Source organism: Halobaculum limi, assembly GCF_029490015.1.
GTDB classification, from domain to species: Archaea; Halobacteriota; Halobacteria; order Halobacteriales; family Haloferacaceae; genus Halobaculum; species Halobaculum limi.
In genome coordinates, this window is record NZ_CP120468.1 from 1,669,989 (window position 1) to 1,690,258 (window position 20,270).

The following is a 20,270-nucleotide window of genomic DNA, read 5'->3' on the forward strand; positions in this document are numbered from 1 at the left end:
GGCAAATCGCTGTCGACTGAGACGGCTGTTCGGTTCGACGCGTCTCCCACGGGCGTCGCACCCCGGCGAGGTTATGCTCACGTGAGGCTTACCGGTGGTGAATGATCCACCATCGACGCGCTGTCTGCGCTCTCGACAGCCGGGAGGGTGAGTGAGTCCGCCACCGTGGGGTGGGAGTGAGGACGCCCTCGCGTTCGACGTCGACGGCGACCCGTTGCGCGACCTATTCGGCAGGTACGCCCGCGACGACCTCGCGTTATTCGTCGTTGGCGTTGTCACGAGCGTCCTCGGGCGAGTCGCCAGTCTCGCGCCACCGCTGGTGCTCGGCGTCGCCATCGACGCGACGTTCAACGATCAGGTCCCGTACCGCCTGCCGTACGTACCAGCGGACCTCCTCCCGCAGACCCAAGCCGGAGAAGTGTGGTTCTCTGTCGCCGTCATCGTCGGTGCTCTGGTCGCGTCCGTCTTGTTGACGTGGACGAACGGCGCGTCGCTGTCGCTGTTCTCTAACCGCCTGCAACACCGGATTCGCGTCGACAGTTACGCCGCGATGCAACGACTCGATATGGCCTTCTTCGACGACAAACAGACGGGGCAGGTCCTCTCGATTCTGAACGACGACGTCCGGAACCTGCGGATGTTCCTCGGGACGACCGTCTCCAGCGCCCTCCAACTCACGGCGACCGTTCTCGGCATCGCCGTCCTGTTGTTCGCGCTTCACTGGCAGTTGGCGCTGGTGACGCTCGTGTTCGTCCCCGCCCTCGCGGCGTTCACGCTGTGGTTTATGCGGACGATCCGTCCACGGTACCGAGCGCTCCGGTCGTCGGTGGGCGACCTGAACACCCGTCTCGAGAACAACCTCTCTGGGATGGAGGTGATAAAGACCGCCAACGCAGAGGCTCACGAGACGGAGCGTATCGCCGACAGTTCCTTCACCTACTACCTCCGAGCGTGGGCCGTCGCGAAACTGGAGTACCTCTATCAGCCGTCGATGGACTTCCTTGCTGGACTGGCGTTCGCGGCGACGTTCCTCCTCGGCGGGTTGTGGCTCGTCGGTGCTGCGACGGTTCCGGGCGCCGAGCCACTCCGAGTCGGTGAGTTCGTCACGTTCCTCTTTATGACGCAACGATTCGTTGACCCGCTCTCGGGCGTCGGGCGCATCGTCAACAGTTACGAGAACGCTCGCGCGAGCGCCGAGCGAGTGGTCGGCCTCTCGAATCAGCCGGTCGTCGTCACTGACCGCCCGGACGCAGTTGTTCGCGATGACCTCGACGGCCTTGTTGAGTACGACGACGTGACCTTCTCATACCTACCTGGACGGCCCGTCGTCCGGTCGCTGTCGCTCCGGGCGGATCCCGGTGAGACGGTGGCACTCGTCGGCCCCACTGGTGCGGGAAAGTCGACGGCGGCGAAACTCCTCCTCCGTCTGTACGACGTCGACAGCGGTACGATCAGCGTTGACGGCGTCGACGTTCGCGACCTCTCGCTCGACAGTCTTCGGTCGAACGTCGGCTACGTCAGCCAAGACGTGTTCCTCTTCGACGGGACCGTCGCAGACAACGTCCGATACGGCTCTTTCGACGCGACAGACGAGGCGGTCCGTGCGGCCGCCGAACTCGCCGAGGCCCACGAGTTCGTCGTCGACCTCCCCGACGGCTACGAGACGCGTGTGGGCGAACGCGGCGTGAAACTCTCGGGTGGCCAGCGTCAGCGCATCGCCATCGCGCGGGCGTTACTACAGGATCCGGCGATCCTCGTCCTCGATGAGGCAACCAGCGCCGTCGACACCGAGACGGAGGCGCTCATCCAGCGCGGACTCGCGCGACTCACCGCCGACCGCACGACGCTCGCCATCGCCCATCGGCTCTCGACCGTCCGCGAGGCCGACGAGATTCTCGTGTTGGACGACGGGGCAGTCGTTGAGCGCGGGACACACGAGGCGTTGCTGGAGCGTGACGGCCGCTACGCGAGACTCTGGGCGGCACAGGTGGACGGGACCGCAGACGAGTGGCCCGACGACGAGACGCCCGCCGTCGGCGAACGACTCTCCTTCGAGGAACTCGGGTAGCGCGGAGGTGCGTCCGTTCGAGGGTGAGCGACCGTTCGCCCGCTTGTGTGGGGATTATCGAGCGGGGGTGTCGGAACCGGTGGTGTCGGTGGACGCCAGCAGATATCCACCGAAGGCGGGCAACCAGATGATGAGCGGGTACACGACCCACCGCTCGATTCCGCCACTTCCGAGCGGTGCGAGCGGACTGGGCCCGCCGACGGCCAACCCGTACACGAAGACGCTGACGAGAACGAGCAACGAGATGCCGCCGAAGAGTCCACAGAGGAACGAGAACGGCCTGGTGGCGACCCTCGAGGAGAGCACGACCGTGATGCCGCCGGAGAAAAACGTCAGGAGCGCGAACAGTCCGTGCCACGGGGTCACGTTCCCCGGGAACACGCCGACGCCGAACGCGCCGACGCCGAAGACGGCGAGTGCGAGCGGGAATCCGCGCCGGTCGAGTGAGCGGAACAGCGCGTACGCGGCGACGAGTACCATCGCCCCCGTCACCAGCATCGTGCTGTTGAATATCGTCGCGGACGGCTCGTGGATGATCGGATTCGGCGGGAGCGTCGAACCCAGATCGCTGATGTCCTGTCTCGTCGAGTAGTTGGGGTAGAGGACTTCCGCCGTTATGATCCCCATCAGGCCGACGAACCCGGCCAACGTCATACTGAACCCCGCGAGCGCGGGATCAGATACGTCGAACCGAGACAGCAGACCCTCACGGGTTGACGAACTCATCACGCGAATAGTGTAACCGAATTGAATAATAAGTGTTTGCTCGCAGTGGTGTGCAGTGCACGGGGGCTGTTCTGGTGTGTGTTCTGACAGGATGGGTGCGCGAAACTTATGCTATCGGCTCCCGTTCAGTGTCTGATTATGAGTTCCCGAGGACCAGACGGTGCGACAGGTGGTGTCCCATACAGAACACTCAGTCGCCGTCGACTCCTCGCGGCCGGCGGTGTCGTCGCGGCGGGGTCGTTCGCCGGATGTCTGAACCGGGTGGCGTCGGCGGTGACGAACACGGGAGCGTCGCCTGCGGCAGTGTTCGCGGGGACACAGGAGGCGAGTATGGGCGAGTTCGTTGTCGGTGTGCCACACGTGCGTCGGCTGACTCCGTCGCTGTCTGGGCGGGTCGAGATAGAAGGGTGGGTTACGTCGTCGCCGGTGATGGCGCAGAATCACAATTCGTCGCGGAGCAACGCGCCGGGAGAAGGATACGCTCGTGACACTGACGATGACGATGACGGGCTCGGTGATGGCACTGAGGAGGAAGAACTGGAGCCCATCTACGACTATCTGGGTGGCGAGGCGATGATCGCTGAGCGGTTTACGGTCTGCTTGCCTGATGCGGAAGTTCCGGGTGGGAACGGGAGTATCCGGGAGGCAGTGACGCCGGAGCGGCTCATTGGGTACCTGACTGGGAACGGGGAAGGGACTGACCATGCGTGGGGACGCATTAATTCGGCTGCCGACGGAGGCGGTGATTGTGACGACGACGACCCCACCGGTCGGCCGGGTGCGGCGTGCGGGACAACACCTCACTTCGTTGCAGAGGTGACGGGGCCAGTATCGACGGGTGGGGGTCTGGAGGTCATTCGAGCAGAGGATGGGTCGGTGCTGGTCGTAAGTTTGCCGCCGGGGACGGACAATGGCTCTGCGAGGGTCTGTGCGACTGCTGGTGATGACCCCTGTGGGCCGGGTGTGTGGGCGCGGACGACGGAGTCGGGGTCGTCGACTGGTGTGTCGGTGTATCAGATGATGGTGCAACCGCCACGGTGTCCGGAGCCGTTCCCAGGGTTGTTGTACGTCCAGCGGTGTGAGAGCAACGACCAACTCGTTTATTCGGGTGGGTGGGTCATCGACGACGCCGCGCTGTACGAGAATTCGGTAACCGTGGTGTCGATGGTTGGTCCGACGGAGGTGGTCGGGATCGAGCTTTCTGACCTTGGTGATTCGTTTGAGGATGTGGCCGGTGAGGGTGATGTACCACAGCGAATGGTCACGCGTCGACGGCGGGGGGCTCGGCTCGATCTCTCGGATGCGGGGACGCTGGTGGAGCGTGGTGTGCTGTCGAAAGAGGGGAACGACCTTCTCATTCGGAAGAAGCCGGGTGGACGGTCGGCCGATGGTGGCGGTGGTGGGGGTCGGATCGCCGTCTTGCATCTGGCGGTGGACGCGCCAGTGCTTCACCTAGTGAGTGCGGGGCGAGCCTCGAACGAGGTGAAGTTCAAAGCAGGTGCAGAACTATCGGGCAAGGTAACGTGAACTCACGGGCGTCAAGCAGTACGTTCGGGAACGTCTCGGAGAGTGCTGAATCACCCGGTGTTGTTGCTGTGGGTCGAGAGAATACTCAAGCAGTCGGCCGGCTGCACTTTTTGTCTCCATAAACTAACATCTGAGTTATAATTGTGAGCGTTGACGTACCGTTCGCACGCTACGAAACGCTTGAACACGAGTACGGGGGGCATTCAGGCCAGTGCGAGCGGAAAGGTATGACTGCGACAGATGTGTGGACGCGTTCACCACTCCGCTATTACACTGAAGTGGCAGCAGATGCCCGAACACTCGATTGAGAGTCTGAATCACCCTGTCGGACTGGAGTGCTCGTCGAGTGGCTCTGAGTCCGCTCTGACTGAGTCGTACACGCGTTCAGCCCACTCCCGCGCAATCGGAGCGTCGGTATCGACGAACACCTGCATAAGGCCAGTCGCCGAGTCGTACCCCCCGATTCCGACACGGTCGTCGAAGAGAGCCAAGCCGTACGGTAGTTCCTCGCGCGTCCGCAAGGCGAGGTGCCCACGTTCGATCGCCTCGCTGGCACGCCCGGGGTACGTCTCGAACAGCGTCTCCGCGATGCGTGGGAGGTAGATCACTTCGGTGTCTGTTGCGTCGAAGAGTTGTCTGTGGAAGCCACCGAGGACGAGTGGAGCCATGTGTGTCGTGTTGAACCCCCGGAACGTCTCCGAGTCACCGACGAGCGAGATGAACCGCTCCACTGGACCGTACGGGTCGTCCGGTTCCGCGACGGTCACCGTCGCGTCCACAAACGGTTCGACGACGAACTCCCGGTGATCCTCACAGATCACGTCGAGCAGTGGTGCCAGTCTGTGTGCGGTGTGGACGTTCGCCTCGAAGCGAAGGACCTCTTCTGCGACGACTTCACCCCGGCCGGTCAGGCGGAACCGTCCGTCGACCTTCTCGGCGAACCCCTGTTCGTCGAGCCACCGCGTGAAGCGGTGGCTCGTCGCTCGCGACACGTCGAGTCGGTCCTCGATCTCTCTACGGTCGAGCGGTTCGTCTAGTAAGGCCTCCAACACTGGACCGTGTCGGACGATGTCACCGAGGCGGTCCGTGTCCACGCGGCCACCCGTCGCGTCGAGACGCTGTCCGAGCCAACGGCGTGTCCGCTCGTTTTCCAGAATGGCCTCGAATACCGGCGACCCCGGCTGTCGCCGACTCGTGTCGATCTGTCGTCCGTCCCGGCGTGGGGGCATAGCACTTCCTCGATCACCGTTCGATCCGCGTGGTAGTAACCCTAGCCCATCTGGAGAATGAACGTCGTCTCACGGCTTGCAACGCCGTTCACGGCGCCGAATGCTTCTCGGTGGGTGAGGCCAAGCCTTGACGCGGCGTCAGGTTCGGTATGGCACCAGCGACCATCGACACTAACCAGGCCACGGCGTTCGGGGCGACGGTTCGCGGGACCGTAATCCGCCCCGGAGACACGAACTACGACGAGGCGCGTGCGGTGTGGAACGGGATGATCGACAAACGGCCCGCCCTCATCGTACGGTGCCGTGGTGCCGCTGACGTCATCGCCGCGGTGAACTTCGCCCGCGAACACGACCTCCCAGTAGCCGTCCGTGGCGGGGGACACAACGTCGCCGGGACCGCCGTTTGCGACGACGGACTCGTGATCGACCTCTCCGAGATGCGGGGCGTGCGGGTGGCCCCCCACGAGCGAACGGCGTGGGTGCAAGCCGGGGCGACGTGGGCAGACGTCGACCACGAGACGCAGGCGTTCGGGCTGGCGACGCCTGGCGGCGTCGTCTCGGATACCGGCGTCGCGGGACTCACGCTCGGTGGGGGTATCGGACATCTCCGTTGTGCGTACGGACTGACCTGTGACAACCTGCGGTCTGTCGAACTCGTTACCGCAGACGGCGAGTACCTTACTGCCAGCGAGGACGAACACGAGGAACTCTTCTGGGGGCTTCGTGGAGGCGGCGGAAACTTCGGCGTCGTCACGGCCTTCGAGTTCGACCTCCATCCGGTCGGTCCCGACGTGGCGACCTGCCTGGTGTTCTACCCGAGTGATCGACTGACCGAGTGCCTCCAAGCGTACCGTGCGTACGTCAAGTCTGCACCGAAGGGAGTGAGCACGCTGGTCTTCGCCGGTGAACTCCCCGACGAAGCCCTATTCGAGGGAAATGATATTCACCGGCAGAAGTTCGCTGTGATGGGGTGTTACGCTGGCCACGTCAACGACGGAGAACGGAAACTCTCGCCCCTACGCACCCTCACCAAGCCGATTGCGGACCTCAGCGGAGTCCGTCCGTACACCGAGTTTCAGCAATTCCTTGACGAAGACTACCCCGATGGGATGCGCTACTACTGGAAGTCGCTGTATCTGGACGGCCTCTCGGCGTCCGTCATCGACCGTATTGCCTACTGGGCGGAGGCCGCCCCCTCTCCGCTCTCGACGGTCGACATCTGGCAGTTGGGCGGTGCGATCGAACGAGTCGACGCCGAGGAGAGTGCGTTTGCGGGACGACACGCTCCCTTCCTGTTGGGTGTCGAGGCGAACTGGGAACGGGCGGAGAACGATGAGGCAAACGTCGAGTGGGTCCAAGACTGCCTCAACGATATGCGACAGTTCTCCGACGGATCGGTCTATCTCAACTTCCCGGGATTCCTCGAAGGCGGCGAGGAGACGATGCGAGCCACGTTCGGCCCGTCGTACGAGCGCCTGGTCGTGCTGAAAGACGAGTACGATCCATCGAACTTCTTCAGCCGAAACCAGAACGTCGTCCCGTCGGGAACCACCCGGACAGACGGTGGAGCAACCGCTCGCGAATGAGTCTAGGAGAACGCTTCGTGTTTCAGCCCAGGCCGGACGTGAACACTCCTGTGTACCGGCCAGTGAGCGACAACGGGGCAACGGCCGAACAGATATATCCTCGGTGTGCGTACATTTAATATGGTCTCGCGCACTACGAGTGCTCCGCTCGACGAGGTTGCGTTCCTCGCGCGGTCGGGTCACCGCGTCACTGCGCTTGTTGCACTGGCTGAGCGACCCCAGAGTCGGGGGGACCTCCAAGAGGTTACTGGAGCGTCACGGTCTACCATCGGGCGAACGTTACGCGCATTCGAGGATCGCCACTGGGTCAGTAAGAACGGCAATCTCTACGAGGCAACGGAACTGGGTGCGTTCGTCGTGAAGGGCCTGCAGACGCTGATCGAGCGGATAGAAACAGAACAGCAGTTCCGCGACACGTGGCAGTGGCTCCCGAGTGAAGCGAGCGGATTCACAGTCGAAATGGCGACGAACGCGGTCGTGACGGTCGCCGAAACTGACTCCCCATATCGCCCGGTGAACCGATTCACGGCGTTACTCCGGGAGACGAGCAGATTCCAGTTTATCGGCATCGACGTAGCCTTACTCGAGCCCTGTAAGGACGAACTCCAGCAGCAGATCGTCGACGGGATGCAGGCGGACATCGTCGATCCACCGAGCGTGGCCGAATACATTCTCTCGACCTATCCGGATCACTGCTCCGCGCCGCTTGAGAGTGGGAACCTCACGGTCAATGTTCACGACGACTTGCCACCCTACGGCGTCGGCATCTTCGACGACCGAATCGCCATCAGTGGGTACGATCAAGAGAGCGGGATGGTCCGGGTGTTGGTAGATACCGATTCCTCGGACGCACGTGAATGGGCGCTGTCGACGTTCGAAACCTACCGGCGTGAGGCCCGACCACTCGCACGCGAACTGGCCGTAGAGTGATCGAGATCGGACACAGAACAACCCGAAATCCGTAGACTGAGTACTCAGGTCCGGATGCGGACTCGTCCTACTCTCCGAGTAGTAGTTCAAACTGTACCCGCGCAGGATTCGACAGTAGATTCCATATCACCCGCTTCAGTTCACACGAAAAAGACGTACCCCGGCGTCAGCGTCGCACGCCACCCGTGGCGCTGTTCCACCCTCGTCTGTTCGGTCGACTGTTGGTGAACGTCACCTCGCCTTGCCGCGAGAGGGAGTACAGCAGTATGACAGATGGAGGCGGCGAGTGCCTGCTCGTAGTTGCGTGCAGGTAGTGAGACTTGCGCAGACGACGAACGGGGGTCACCGACTGCAACGAGAGTACTCGGTGGACTGGTCTCCACGGAATGCCTATATCGTGTTTCGTCTCGTATCGTCTCAGCGGAGTACAGAGTGTAAAAAAATAAAGATACCAATTGGGCGGGGGAGAGTACCCAGACGGGTACTCCCGCGGTGACCGTCGACCGTCGAAATTGTGTAACAAGGGCGCGAACCTATGACAACAGAAACGCAGGCAGATCCGATCAACGAACAGAAACTGAAAGAACTCGTGGAGACGTCGCTCGTCGACCTCGGTGCGACAGTCCACGCCGCGCTGGCGGTCGTCGGCGACGAACTCGGTCTCTATGCGGCACTGGACGACGCTGGACCGCTCACATCCGCTGAGTTAGCCGAGCAAACGGATACCACCGAACGTTACGTCCGCGAATGGTTGCGCGCGCAGGCCGCAGGCAAGTACGTCACCTACGACCCCGAGACTGACCGCTACAGTCTCTCTCCCGAGCAAGCGTACATTCTGTCTGACAAGGAGAGTCCCGTGTTTATGCCGGGAGCATTTCAGCTGGTCACGTCGGTCGCAAAAATCAGACCCGAACTCCGAGATGCGTTTCGGACGGGCGAGGGCATCGGCTGGCACGAACACGACGAGGACGTGTTCCACGGCACCGAACGGTTCTTCGGACCGTCATACGGGGCCTTCCTCACCGACTGGATCGAGGCGCTTGACGGCGTCGACGAGACGTTGAGGACGGGCGGCAGAATCGTCGACGTCGGCTGTGGACACGGCGCACCGACGATACGTATGGCCGAAGCGTACCCCGAATCGAGAGTCGTCGGCGTCGACTATCACGAGGCGTCTATCGCGGTGGCACGCGAGCGGGCGGAGACCGCTGGCGTCGCCGACCGTGTCGACTTCGAGGTGGCAACCGCGAGCGAGTACAACGGAGACGACTACGACCTCGTGACGATGTTCAACTGCTTCCACGATATGGGCGACCCCATCGGCGTTGCAGCCCACGTCCGGGAGACGCTCGCCGCCGACGGGTCGTGGATGATCGTCGAGCCCTACGCCGATGATCGGGTCGAAGACAACCTGACCCCGTTCGGTCGCTTGGCGTACTCGATCTCCACGGTGGCCTGCACACCGAACTCGTTGAGCCAGGACGTCGGCTACGGACTCGGTGCACAGGCAGGGGAAGAACAGACACGGACGGTCGTCACCGAAGGTGGGCTCACACGCTTCCGCCGCGTGGCTGAGACGCCGACGAGTCTGGTCTTCGAAGCCAAGCTATAGTCCGTTCGTACACACCCACTTCCACCAGACGCTGAACCAAAATACCATCAATATGACTCTCGCGACCGTTACCCGATACGACGGCGATCGAGTGAGCCGACAGGGCGAGCAGGCGGCGGTGATCGGGGCTGGGATGGCAGGGCTCCTCGCAGCCCGCGTCCTCGCCGACGCGTTCGATGAAGTCACTGTCATCGAGAAAGACACGTTCCCCGACGAAGCATCCCCTCGCCGAGGCGTTCCTCAGGGTCGTCATATCCACGTTATGTTGGAGGCCGGGCGATCCACACTAGAGGATCTGTTCCCAGGATTTCGACGAGACTTCCTCTCTGCGGGAGGGCTGGAAATCGATGCCGCGCGTGACGTCAAATTCTACGCTGAAGGCGATTTTCTCGCGGAGGGTCCCCACTATCTACCTCACTACGCTGCGACACGACCCCTATACGAACAGTTGGTACGGCGTAACGTTTCTCGCCTCGACGGAGTCACCGTACGACAGGGGTGCCGGTCCGTGGACTATCGGATAGACGAGACGGCGACAACTGTAGAGGGGGTCTCGTTCACGAACGAGCAAGCGACGGTAGAAGAACTCGACACGTCGTTGGTCGTCGACGCCACGGGCCGAACCAGCCGGACACCGGCCTGGCTGAAGAGACACGGGTACACGCCGCCACCCGTCGACGAGGTGTACATCGACCTCGCCTATAGTACGCTGCTTCTCCAGCGTCCGCCGGAGGACCACCGCTCGTTCATCACGACGCCTTCCTCGTCGAACCCTAGAGCTGCTGGTGTTCTCCCCGTCGAAGGAGACCGGTGGGTGGTTACGGTGGCCGGCGTGCACGGTGATCATCCGCCGACCGACATAGACGGCTTCACAGAGTTCGCATCGAATCTCCCCGCACCAGACCTCGAAGGGTTACTCGAAGACCACCCACGAGCGTCCGATGAGATCGCACATTACCCCTTTCCAACGAACTTGAGACATCGCTACGAAGACCTTGATCACTTCCCCGAGGGACTAGTCGTGATCGGCGACGCAATCGCCAGTTTCAATCCGTTATACGGACAGGGGATGTCGGTCGCCGCGCTCGAGGCCGTCCTTCTCCACCACATCCTCGCGACCGGTCGGCTCTCAGACATCGGTCTGCGGTTTTTCGTGCGGAGTACGGACGTGGTCGACATCGCTTGGATGATGGCAGTCGGGGCAGACTTTCGATTTCCTCAAACCACTGGCCCCAAACCTCGCAGTACCGACCTCACGAGCCGATATCTCTCCCGATTGAACCGCAAGGCGCACACAGACGGGGTGCTCCGAGACGCCTTTATGCGCGTGTTGATGATGGAACGACCGCCCACGACGTTGTTCCACCCGAAAATCGTGTGGCGTGTACTCAAGCCGACTCGGTGAAGGCGACTTCTACGGACGTATCGTCAAAGGGCAGAGCAACTACCGGAAGAAAGGTAGACACACATACCGGAATAGACGAGTCGAGACGTCAGAATTCGACTACCTACTCTCTCGCTGCTCGACCTTGTTCAACTCGATGAGCAACCGGAAGATCGCTTTCACGAGGTTCGAGTCTACCTCGAACCGCTCGGCGTTCGCGCCCGCCCGGTCCATCACGGCCTGCTCTTGGGTCTCGTCGGTCGTCGGGAGGTCCTGTCGCTCTTTCACACCCGCGATGGTGTCGGCGACGTAGGTGCGCCGCGCGATCAGTTCGACGAGTTCGCGGTCGATGTCACCGATCTCTTCGCGAAGTTCGTCGAGACTCATCTCCGCCAGTTCGTCCGGTTCCTCCGCCAGGTCGTCGATGTCGTCGGTGTCCTCGTAGCTCATATGTCTGTAGTGTCTCCGATAGTCACGCTCACAGCATCCGTGCGCCCGTCTCGCGCGTCTCGACGAGTCGCGTCTCGCCGTCGCGGTCGTCCCATAGGCGTCTGACCGCCTTCAGATCCGCACGGTCGCCGACAGCGACGACGCTCGGGCCGGTTCCAGACAGCGAGACGCCGTCGCAGTCGGCCATCGCCTCGACTGCGGGGTCGGTGGGAAAGCCCAGCGCCGCCGAGAACGCCAAGCCGTTCACCGTCATCGCACGGCCGTAGTCGCCATCGAGTGCGAGGTCGGTGGCGAGCGTCGCCATCGGCGCGACACGCTCGCAGGCGCTGACGTCGGCGTCAGCGGAGTACGCTCGCTCGGGCGGCGTCCATACCAGCGCGTGGGTCGCGAACGGGTCGTCGCGGTGTAGCAACTCGTCGTTCGTGTTGTCGGTGACGGTGACGCCGCCCAGCATCGAAGCCGAAGCGTCGTCGAACGCGCCCGTGACGGTGACGCCGGCGTCGCGGGCGGCGCGGACGCCGACGCGACACGCTTCCGTCTTTGTCACGTCGGCGTCGGGGTCGTTCGCAGCCTCGACGCCCAGCGCTGACAGCGTCGCCAGCACCGTCGCGTTGGCGGCGGCGCTGGAACTCTTGAGTCCGGCGGCGGTCGGCACCTCGCTGTCGGTTCGGACGTGACCGCCCTCGCCGGTCCCGAAGCGGTCGACGACGCGTTCGACGCATCGCTCGATCAAGCGAGTGTCGCCGTCGGGCGCACCAGCTATCTCGCCAGTCACCTCGTCGGCGTCGGGGTCGAGCATCACGGTCGCGGTCGTCTCCAAGTCCACCGCGAACGCGGCACCGCGACCCGTCGCGAGGGCGTTGACGACCGTGCCGGCACCCGGGGCGGCAGCGCGTCCGTCCATGCGCGAACGGGTGCGTTCGGCGGGTTTGAAGGTGGCGGTCGTGTCGGGTGTTCCCGCTTTCGGTGGTGCGAGCGCCGGGTCACTGGAGCCTGTGCACCGCCGACACCTCGCCGTGTTTATCGGCGTCGCCGTCCCACCTCTATGTATGAGCGCGCCACACCGGAGCGACGTCGCCCCCGCGAGCGTCTCCATCGCTCTCCGAGAGGAGGGGGTGGAGGTGGAGTACCTCGACGGCCGGGTCACGTTCTACCACGGCGTCCCACAGCGAGTCGAGGGGACGCTGACGACAGCGCCGGGGAAAGAATCGCACGTCCTCGTCACCGACCCCACGGAGACGGAGGGCGTCCTCCTGTACGTGAACGACCTGAAGACCCACGACGACATCCTCGAGGACACCGGCGTCGGCCGCGTCATCCTCGGTGAGGGTGAGGAGGAGGAACTGTTCCCCGGCGTCACCGCGCGGCGACCGGGCGGCCAGCGCACGGAGATCGACGCCGATCCCGAGGTGGCCGGCGGGCGCGTGTTCGTGTTCGTCGAGGACGACTGGGGCGAGGACAGCTACGAGTTCGTCGCGGCAGCAGACGACGAGGCGAGCGACGGCGGCGACGACGCAGACGACGCCGACACGGAGGCGTGAGATGAGCCTCCGAAAGGCGTGGCGCGACCTCGACCGGGCGACGGTCGGGGCCGCCCCGGATCGATACGGCGTCTACGAGTTGGGCGACGCCGACGGCGAGTCGCTCGGCTACGCGGTCGGCATCCTCGCCGACGAACTCCGCGAGGAGTTGGCCTACGGCGACGCCGCGAAGGTGCGATGGACGGTCGCGCAGTCTCGCGAGCACGCCGAACGGATCGCGGACGAACAGTTCTGACGGGTCCGACGGCTACTGGAGGTACGAGGGGTCCTCCGCGTCGCAGTGTTTTTCGTGTTCTTCTGCGTCCTCGCGATCGTCTAGCAGGAGGCCGCACGCGTCGCACTGGTACCACGTCATGTCGTCGCGCTCAGTCTCCGTGACCATAGCTAACACTCGTCACTCTACGACTATATCGCTACCGCCGACACGCCGATCAGAAGTCGGGCAGGTCGTCGGGTGCCTCGAACTCGCTCTCCCAGTCGACGTACTCCGCTTTGAGCACCTCACACACCACCTGTCCAAACTCGGTGAGGGCGGCGTTGATCGCCGACACTTGCCCCCAACTGGTGAGGTCGGGGTGGAGGTCGCGCTCTTTCCAGTCTTCGGGGATACCCGGTGCGTGGTAGCCGACGCGGTCTGCGAAGTCGTCCCAGAAGAAGTCGAAGCCGGCGAACAGCCCCAACTCCTCGGCGATGCGCCACGTCTCCGCGTCGACGTCGGCGTCGGCCGACCACTGATCGAACGCCTCCGCCCACGCGCCGTCCGCGAGGAACGCCTCCAACTCCTCGCGGTGGTACTCGTCGCCAGCGACCTCGGTGTCGTCGTACTGACTGGGGTCGACCGTCGCGAGTGTCGGCGTCGGCGGCGGGTCCGCGTTGAGGCTCATAGGCGACCGTACCCGGTCGCGGGCCAAAGGCCTGCCGCCAGCACTCGAGACGAGCGCCGGAGTTATTCGCTGGTGGAGCAAACTGTGTGCTATGCCATCACGACGGACGTTTCTCGCTAGTGTAGCGAGTGCGGCGACGGTCGCTACCGCTGGCTGTGTGCAGGTCGGGTCGACCGACTCCGCGCCGGCCGCGAGCGAGGAGTCGGCGGGTGAAGCGGCGACCGCTGGATCGAACGCGGCCGCCGTCTCACAGTCGTCCGCGACGCAGACTGACGTGTACCGCTCGACGGTCGGGTCGGTCGTGGGCGTCCTCAATTACGGTGCGACGGGGCCACAGGGGAGTGGCTCCGGGTTCGTCGCCGGCGACGGCTACGTCGTCACTAACCAGCACGTCGTCGCGGGCGCGGACGACGTGAAACTCCGATTCGAGGGGAACGAGTGGCGAGACGCCCGTATCGTCGGTACGGACGCCTACTCCGATCTGGCCGTGTTGCGCGCGCAAGACCGTCCCGAGTCGGCTACGCCGCTGTCGTGGGTCGACACGGACCCGGAACCACCCATCGGCACGCCGGTGATGGCTATCGGGTCGCCGTTCGGCTTCAGCGGCTCTGCGTCCACGGGCATCATCTCCGGAATCGACCGCGTCCTCTCGGCGCCGAACAACTTCACCGTCGCCGACTCCGTCCAGACGGACGCCGCGCTCAACCCCGGCAACTCCGGCGGCCCCATCGTCACGTACGACGGGCGCGTCGTCGCCGTCGCGGCCCGAGGCGGCGGTGACAACCTCGGCTTCGGCGTCTCGGCGGCGCTCTCGAAGCGGGTCGTCCCCGCCCTCGCCAGCGACGGTGAGTACGATCACTCGTTTATGGGTGTCCGTCTCCTCGAAGTGACGCCCACTATCGCCGAAGCGTACGGCCTCGACGACGTCGGCGGCGTCCTGATGATCGAAGTAGTGGACGACGGCCCCGCGGCGGGCACCTTGCAGGGCACGGACGGACAGACGTCGGTCGATGGCGTCTCGGTTCCGACTGGCGGCGACGTCGTCGTCGGCATCGGCGGCCGATCGGTCGAGGTACAGGCCGACCTCTCGAACTACCTCGCGCTTGAGACGTCGCCCGGTGACACGGTCCAGTTCACCATCGTCCGCGATGGTCGCGAGCAGACCGTCGAGTTCGAACTCGGCGAGCGACCCACCCCCGGAGTCTGAGACGCGCGGTCGCTAGTCTGCACCGCTGGGATTCGGTCAGCTAGTCCAACCGGTCTGCGACGTGTTCCAACTGGTTGCGACGTTCCTCGGTCGCCTCCTGTCGAAGCGCCTCCTCCTCCGGCGTGGGACAGGTCACGTCTGGCACCGGCGTCGGCCGGCCGTCGCCGTCGAGGGCGACGAACGTGAGAAACGACGTCGTCGTCTGTCGTTCCTCGCCCGTCTTGGGGTTCTCTGCACGCACGTCCACCTTCACGTCGACGCTCGTGCGCCCGGTGTTGAAGACGTACGCCTCCACGACCGCTACCTCGCCCAAGTCGATGGGCGCGATGAAGTCGACGTGGTCCATCGACGCCGTGACGCACTGGCGGCTAGAGAAGCGCATTGCAGCGATAGCCCCACAGATGTCCATCCAGTGGAGGACGGCACCACCGAGCGCCCGCCCGAGGTTGTTCGTGTCGTTCGGGAGGATGAGTTCGGTCATCTCGGTGTACGAGTCCGCGAGCGTCACCCCTGATCCGCCGTCAGCGGTCGCTGCGGCCGCCGTCTCGTCGCCACCGGTCGCTGCGTCTCCGGCCGTCGTGGAGTCCTCGGTCATACACGGGCGTATCGCCGCCGCCAGTATCAACCCCGACGGTCGGCGCGTAACGGGCGAATAATTATCCCGCTACTCGGCCGTGTGTGAACTATGATTACGAATCGTGAGATCGCGTCCGAACGACTGCTCGGAGAGGCCCTGGACGAGGTGATCGAGTCCGCTCGCGAGAACGGCTTCGACGATGCGACGCTCGCGGCCGCCCTCCACGAGCGAGCGGCCACGCTCGAACAGGGTGCGGTGAACGAGGACACCGGAGTGTCTGAAACAGAGTGATGTGGGTGTGACCGTGACGCGGCTACATCGTTTCAGCGGTAGCGGTAGTCGTCGTCGCGGTCGGACGACTCCGAGCGTTCGGGGTCGTGGGCGTCGGGGCCGCGCGGCGGCGCGGTGTCGTCGTCGATGTCGACCGTCTCCGGCGGTTGGCCGGCCGCGTCGACCACCTCGTCGCTGACAAGGATCGGACACTCCAAGCGGACGGCGATGGCGAGGCAGTCGCTCGGGCGGGCGTCGAAGGTGAACTGCTCTGGTTCGCCGTCGACGTAGCGTTCTGCCCGAAGCTTCCCGTAGAAGGTGCCGTCCGACAGGTCGTCGATGCGGACCGAGTCGACTGCGCCGCCGAACTCCGTCACCATCTCCACGAGCAGATCGTGGGTCAGTGGGCGGTCGAACGACTGCCCCGCGAGTCCGCCGCGAATCGAGCGCGCCTGGTCGACGGTCACGAATATCGGGAGATACTCCTCGCGCACGAGGAGGACGACCGCCGGGACCTCCTCGCCGTTCGGGCCCGACCCCACGCCGATGCCCGCGATCTCGGCCTCGTGGTCCATACGATGTGCATGCGGGCCGGGCTTGAATACCTACCGCGCGTGGCAACCTCACGGGATCGAACGAACCCACCTGCGGCGGCCCGCACGCTCGCGTCTGTGCGACGTGAGACTCCGACAGGCGTAAATCCGCCGGACGGAAAACGCCGGCAATGAGTACCGCAGTCGGTCCTCGACGGAGGTGGCTCGCGTGAGCCGCGACGCGCGGACCGCAGACCCGCCCGACGCATCTCCCGCACCGGGCGGGACGCCACAGCCCTCCAATCCGCGCGGCGAGGGGAGCGTTCGCGTCGTCGGGACGGCACACGTCTCGCAGGCCTCCGTCGACGAGGTCGAACAGACGGTCGCCGAGGAACACCCCGACGTCGTCGCGGTCGAACTCGACGAGGGGCGCTTCCGACAGATGAAGGGTGAGACACCGGACGACCTCGACCCCGGCGACCTCCTCCAGGGCAACACCGTCTTCCAGTTTCTCGCGTACTGGATGCTCTCGTACGTCCAGACGCGGATGGGTGAGCGGTTCGACATCGACCCCGGCGCAGAACTGCTCGCGGCCGTCGACGCCGCCGAGGAGCGCGGCATCTCGGTCGCACTCGTCGACCGCGACATCCAGACGACCATCCAGCGGTTCTGGGCGAGTCTCTCGCTGTTGGAGAAGTTGCGGATGGTCGGCGCACTCGCGTTCGGCGTCACCGACCCCCGTGTCGCCGGCATCACGTTCGGCCTCGTCGTCGGCGTCCTGCTAGGTCCAGCGGTCGGCTTGTTCGGCGGGAGCGTCGGCATCACCGGCGCAGTCCTCACCCGCGTCGGCGTCGGCGCACTCGTCGGCGCCGTCGCTGGCTACCTCACGTACCGCGCACGGGCCGGGACAAGCGGCGGTGATGAGGCGGTCGGGACGACGACACTCGCTCTCGCGGCGGCCGTCGCGGTCGGCGTCGGCGGTGCCGTCGTCGCAACGGGTGTCGGCGTCGCCACGGTAGCGGGCGTCCTTCCCGGGACGCTCCTCACGCTCGCTGGGAGCCTCGCACTCGGTCTCGTCGGCGGCCTCGCGGTCGGTGCGGTGGCGGCCGTCGCCATCGACGCACTCGGCATCGCCGCTGCGACGGAGAGCGACGAGTTGGAGGAGTTCGACCCCGACGAACTCACCGACACCGATGTCGTGACGGCGATGATGGAGGAGTTCCGCCAGTTCTCGCCCGGCGGCGCGGCGGCGCTCATCGACGAGCGTGACGCGTACATCGCCCACCAACTCGTCGGCCTCAGGAACGAGGGGTACGACGTGGTCGCCGTCGTCGGCGCGGGCCACCGCGCGGGCATCGAGTCGTACCTCGAGTCGCCGGAGACGCTCCCGCCGATGGACTCGCTCATCGGCACCGCGAAGTCGGGCGGCATTCCGTGGGGGAAGATCGCTGCGTTCGGCATCTCCGCGGCGTTCATCGCCTTCTTCCTCCTGTTGGCGATGGCTGGCGTCCGCAACGAGCAACTGCTGACGCTGTTCGCCGCGTGGTTCCTCATCAACGGCGTGTTCGCCGCGGGCCTCGCCAAACTCGCTGGCGCACGCTGGCGCTCTGCGGGCGTCGGCGGCGCAGTCGCGTGGATGACCTCAGTGAATCCGCTGCTCGCGCCGGGGTGGTTCACGGGGTACATGGAACTGCGACACCTGACCGTGAACGTCGCCGACATCGGGACGCTCAACGAACTGCTCTCCGACGAGACGCGACCGATCCGTGATATCGTCTCGGACATGCTCGACGTGCCGCTGTTCCGCCTCATCGTCGTCGTCGCGGCGACGAACATCGGGAGCGTCATCGCGTCGGTGCTGTTCGCCGCGTACGTCGTCCCCGTCTTCGCAGGGAGTCTCGACGCCAGTATCACCGACCTGATGATCCAGGGCGCGCGTGAGTCTGCGCGACTCATCTGGGGGGCCGTCGCGTGAGCGGCGCCAGCCTCACGGGGACGGTCCGCAGGCTCACCTTCAGCGGGCGCGAACTACGCGACTTCCTGCTGGCGTGGGTGGCGCTGTCGGTCGCGTTCACCGTCTTCTTCGCCGGCGGCGGAACGACGGTCATCAACAACCTCGCGCTCGGCGCGTACGGCACGCTCGGCGGCCTGTTCGTCGTGAGCCTCCTCACCGCTGGCGTGGCGTTCCTCCTGCACGAACTCGCACACAAGGTCGTCGCGGTGCGCTACGGCCAGCGGGCGGCGTTCCGCGCCGACTACGGGATGCTCTTCCTCGCGGTCGTCGCCGCGACGGCTGGCTTCCTGTTCGCCGCGCCCGGCGCGGTCCACCACCAGGGACGGATCACCCAGCGACAGAACGGCCTCATCGCGCTGGCGGGCCCAGTCGTCAACCTCGTGCTCGCAGTCGTGTTCGCGCCGTTGCTCCTCCTCGGCCTCGCCGGATTCTCGGGAATCCTGCTCACCGTCGGCACGTACGGCGTCGCGGTGAACCTCCTCTTGGCGGCGTTCAACCTCATCCCGTTCGGCCCACTCGACGGCGCGACCGTCCGGGCGTGGTCGACGCCGGTGTGGCTGGGCGTGTTCATTCCGAGCGCTGTGGTGGCAGTGTTGTTCGCGTTTATGCTCATTTGAGGCCGATCCGTCGCCCTCGGGTCGGTGCGCTTTTGCCCTCGCCGCAAGCCCGGTGAGATATGGGAGACGACCCCGCGCACGGCGACGGCGCGGACGCAGACGGCGAGGACACCGACGACCAACTGACCTACGCGGACGCCGGCGTCGACATCGACGCCAGCGAGGCCGCGACCGCGGCGCTCGTCTCGGCTGTCGGCGCGGGCGACGCCGAGGGGAGCGACTACGCGGGCCTCCTCGACATCGGCGACCGCTATCTCGCCTTGGCGACCGACGGCGTCGGGACGAAACTGCTCGTGGCGGAGGCGCTCTCCGACTACTCGACGGTCGGCATCGACTGCATCGCGATGAACGCGAACGATCTGGTCGCCGCCGGCGTCGACCCGGTCGCGTTCGTCGACTACCTCGCAGTCGAGGAACCCGACGAGACGTTCTCCGAGCAAGTCGGCGCTGGCTTGCGCGAGGGCGCAGACCGCGCGGGCGTCGAACTCGTCGGCGGCGAGACGGCCGTGATGCCCGACGTGATCAAAGGACTCGACCTGGCGGGTACCTGCGCCGGCCTCGCCGCGAAAGACGCCGTCTTCGACGGCGAAGCAGAACCCGGTGACGCGCTGGTTGGGTGGGCCTCCTCGGGCATCCACTCGAATGGCCTGACGCTCGCTCGTGAGGCGGCCACCCGCGACCACGCGTACACCGACCCGTGCCCGTTCGACGGCTACGACACCGTCGGGGAGGCGCTCCTCGAACCCACGCGCATCTACGCCGACCTGCTCGGCCCGATGCGCGACCACGGCGTCCACGGCGCGGCCCACGTCACGGGCGGCGGGTGGACCAACCTCGAACGCCTCGGTGAGTTCCACTACGACGTGACCGACCCGTGGCCGGTTCAGCCTGTGTTCGAGTTCGTGCAATCGGAGGGCAACGTCGCCGACGAGGAGATGCACCGCACGTTCAACATGGGGACCGGGTTCGTCGCGGCGCTCGACCCGGCACAGGCCGAGTCGCTGGCCGAGGCGACCGACGGGCGTGTGATCGGCACCGTCGAGGAGGGAGACGGCGTCTCCATCCGCGGCCTCGACCTGTAACCGACGCGCACCGACGCCGTGTCGCTCTTGGCC

Annotated in this window: 21 protein-coding genes; 13 read left to right on the top strand and 8 right to left on the bottom strand. The window is 65.1% G+C overall.

Annotation, left to right across the window (positions count from 1 at the left end):
• Window positions 1–151 precede the first annotated feature (151 nt).
• Window positions 152–2,068, top strand: coding sequence for an ABC transporter ATP-binding protein (locus P0D77_RS08285; RefSeq protein WP_432764792.1), 1,917 nt, complete (start codon window positions 152–154; stop codon window positions 2,066–2,068).
• Between the two features lie 54 nt (window positions 2,069–2,122).
• On the opposite strand, the gene P0D77_RS08290 is transcribed toward P0D77_RS08285, so the two are convergent.
• The gene (locus P0D77_RS08290) at window positions 2,123–2,794 is read right to left on the bottom strand and encodes a DUF998 domain-containing protein (RefSeq protein WP_277552426.1); all 672 of its coding nucleotides are present in this window, start codon (window positions 2,792–2,794) and stop codon (window positions 2,123–2,125) included.
• A 138-nt stretch (window positions 2,795–2,932) separates the two neighbouring features.
• Here P0D77_RS08290 and P0D77_RS08295 point away from each other — a divergent pair, with 138 nt between their 5' ends.
• Window positions 2,933–4,321 carry a hypothetical protein gene (locus tag P0D77_RS08295; RefSeq protein ID WP_277552428.1) on the top strand — a complete coding sequence of 463 codons (1,389 nt, stop codon included), beginning with the start codon at window positions 2,933–2,935 and terminating at the stop codon, window positions 4,319–4,321.
• Between the two features lie 317 nt (window positions 4,322–4,638).
• On the opposite strand, the gene P0D77_RS08300 is transcribed toward P0D77_RS08295, so the two are convergent.
• Window positions 4,639–5,550 carry a helix-turn-helix transcriptional regulator gene (locus P0D77_RS08300; RefSeq protein WP_277552430.1) on the bottom strand — a complete coding sequence of 304 codons (912 nt, stop codon included), beginning with the start codon at window positions 5,548–5,550 and terminating at the stop codon, window positions 4,639–4,641.
• Between the two features lie 149 nt (window positions 5,551–5,699).
• Here P0D77_RS08300 and P0D77_RS08305 point away from each other — a divergent pair, with 149 nt between their 5' ends.
• From P0D77_RS08305 to P0D77_RS08320, 4 genes are all read left to right on the top strand, one after another.
• Window positions 5,700–7,136: an FAD-binding oxidoreductase gene (locus tag P0D77_RS08305; protein ID WP_277552432.1), complete on the top strand. Its 1,437-nt coding sequence runs from the start codon at window positions 5,700–5,702 to the stop codon at window positions 7,134–7,136.
• Between the two features lie 120 nt (window positions 7,137–7,256).
• Window positions 7,257–8,066, top strand: coding sequence for a helix-turn-helix transcriptional regulator (locus P0D77_RS08310; RefSeq protein ID WP_277552434.1), 810 nt, complete (start codon window positions 7,257–7,259; stop codon window positions 8,064–8,066).
• 535 nt (window positions 8,067–8,601) lie between these two features.
• A complete protein-coding gene (locus P0D77_RS08315) occupies window positions 8,602–9,678 on the top strand; it encodes a class I SAM-dependent methyltransferase (RefSeq protein WP_277552435.1) in 1,077 nt (358 codons plus the stop codon).
• 91 nt (window positions 9,679–9,769) lie between these two features.
• Window positions 9,770–11,083: an FAD-dependent oxidoreductase gene (locus tag P0D77_RS08320; RefSeq protein ID WP_277552437.1), complete on the top strand. Its 1,314-nt coding sequence runs from the start codon at window positions 9,770–9,772 to the stop codon at window positions 11,081–11,083.
• Window positions 11,084–11,182: 99 nt separating this feature from the next.
• Here the strand turns inward: P0D77_RS08320 and P0D77_RS08325 are convergent, their stop codons facing one another.
• Together P0D77_RS08325 and P0D77_RS08330 are read right to left on the bottom strand one after the other, a co-directional pair.
• Entirely contained in the window at window positions 11,183–11,512 is a 330-nt protein-coding gene (locus P0D77_RS08325; RefSeq protein ID WP_349770032.1) for a chorismate mutase, read from the bottom strand.
• A gap of 28 nt (window positions 11,513–11,540) precedes the next feature.
• Window positions 11,541–12,416: a shikimate kinase gene (locus tag P0D77_RS08330; protein ID WP_277552438.1), complete on the bottom strand. Its 876-nt coding sequence runs from the start codon at window positions 12,414–12,416 to the stop codon at window positions 11,541–11,543.
• 145 nt (window positions 12,417–12,561) lie between these two features.
• On the opposite strand from P0D77_RS08330, the gene P0D77_RS08335 reads away from it, so the two are divergent.
• Both P0D77_RS08335 and P0D77_RS08340 read left to right on the top strand, forming a co-directional pair.
• Window positions 12,562–13,053, top strand: coding sequence for a DUF5796 family protein (locus P0D77_RS08335; protein WP_277552439.1), 492 nt, complete (start codon window positions 12,562–12,564; stop codon window positions 13,051–13,053).
• 1 nt (window position 13,054) lies between these two features.
• Complete coding sequence (locus P0D77_RS08340; protein WP_277552441.1) at window positions 13,055–13,288, top strand: DUF7508 domain-containing protein; 234 nt, start codon at window positions 13,055–13,057, stop codon at window positions 13,286–13,288.
• Window positions 13,289–13,300: 12 nt separating this feature from the next.
• On the opposite strand, the gene P0D77_RS08345 is transcribed toward P0D77_RS08340, so the two are convergent.
• Both P0D77_RS08345 and P0D77_RS08350 read right to left on the bottom strand, forming a co-directional pair.
• The gene (locus P0D77_RS08345; protein ID WP_277552442.1) at window positions 13,301–13,435 is read right to left on the bottom strand and encodes a DUF7128 family protein; all 135 of its coding nucleotides are present in this window, start codon (window positions 13,433–13,435) and stop codon (window positions 13,301–13,303) included.
• A gap of 49 nt (window positions 13,436–13,484) precedes the next feature.
• Window positions 13,485–13,937: a DUF7992 family protein gene (locus P0D77_RS08350; protein WP_277552443.1), complete on the bottom strand. Its 453-nt coding sequence runs from the start codon at window positions 13,935–13,937 to the stop codon at window positions 13,485–13,487.
• 91 nt (window positions 13,938–14,028) lie between these two features.
• Between P0D77_RS08350 and P0D77_RS08355 the strand changes: the two genes are divergently transcribed.
• A complete protein-coding gene (locus tag P0D77_RS08355; RefSeq protein WP_277552444.1) occupies window positions 14,029–15,144 on the top strand; it encodes a S1C family serine protease in 1,116 nt (371 codons plus the stop codon).
• A gap of 40 nt (window positions 15,145–15,184) precedes the next feature.
• On the opposite strand, the gene P0D77_RS08360 is transcribed toward P0D77_RS08355, so the two are convergent.
• The gene (locus tag P0D77_RS08360) at window positions 15,185–15,625 is read right to left on the bottom strand and encodes an acyl-CoA thioesterase (protein ID WP_277555769.1); all 441 of its coding nucleotides are present in this window, start codon (window positions 15,623–15,625) and stop codon (window positions 15,185–15,187) included.
• Window positions 15,626–15,829: 204 nt separating this feature from the next.
• Between P0D77_RS08360 and P0D77_RS08365 the strand changes: the two genes are divergently transcribed.
• A complete protein-coding gene (locus tag P0D77_RS08365) occupies window positions 15,830–16,012 on the top strand; it encodes a hypothetical protein (protein WP_277552446.1) in 183 nt (60 codons plus the stop codon).
• A 32-nt stretch (window positions 16,013–16,044) separates the two neighbouring features.
• On the opposite strand, the gene P0D77_RS08370 is transcribed toward P0D77_RS08365, so the two are convergent.
• Entirely contained in the window at window positions 16,045–16,566 is a 522-nt protein-coding gene (locus P0D77_RS08370) for a bifunctional nuclease family protein (RefSeq protein ID WP_277552447.1), read from the bottom strand.
• Between the two features lie 178 nt (window positions 16,567–16,744).
• Here P0D77_RS08370 and P0D77_RS08375 point away from each other — a divergent pair, with 178 nt between their 5' ends.
• Genes P0D77_RS08375 through purM form a run of 3 tightly spaced genes read left to right on the top strand, consistent with a single transcriptional unit; the run spans window position 16,745 to window position 20,237 of the window.
• Entirely contained in the window at window positions 16,745–18,499 is a 1,755-nt protein-coding gene (locus tag P0D77_RS08375) for a TraB/GumN family protein (RefSeq protein ID WP_432764793.1), read from the top strand.
• On the top strand, window positions 18,496–19,155 hold the full coding sequence (locus P0D77_RS08380) for a zinc metalloprotease (RefSeq protein ID WP_277552450.1): 660 nt from the start codon (window positions 18,496–18,498) through the stop codon (window positions 19,153–19,155). Before P0D77_RS08375 ends, P0D77_RS08380 begins: the two co-directional genes overlap by 4 nt.
• 59 nt (window positions 19,156–19,214) lie before the next feature.
• Window positions 19,215–20,237, top strand: a complete 1,023-nt coding sequence (gene purM / locus P0D77_RS08385; RefSeq protein ID WP_277552452.1) for a phosphoribosylformylglycinamidine cyclo-ligase — start codon at window positions 19,215–19,217, stop codon at window positions 20,235–20,237.
• Window positions 20,238–20,270 lie beyond the last annotated feature (33 nt).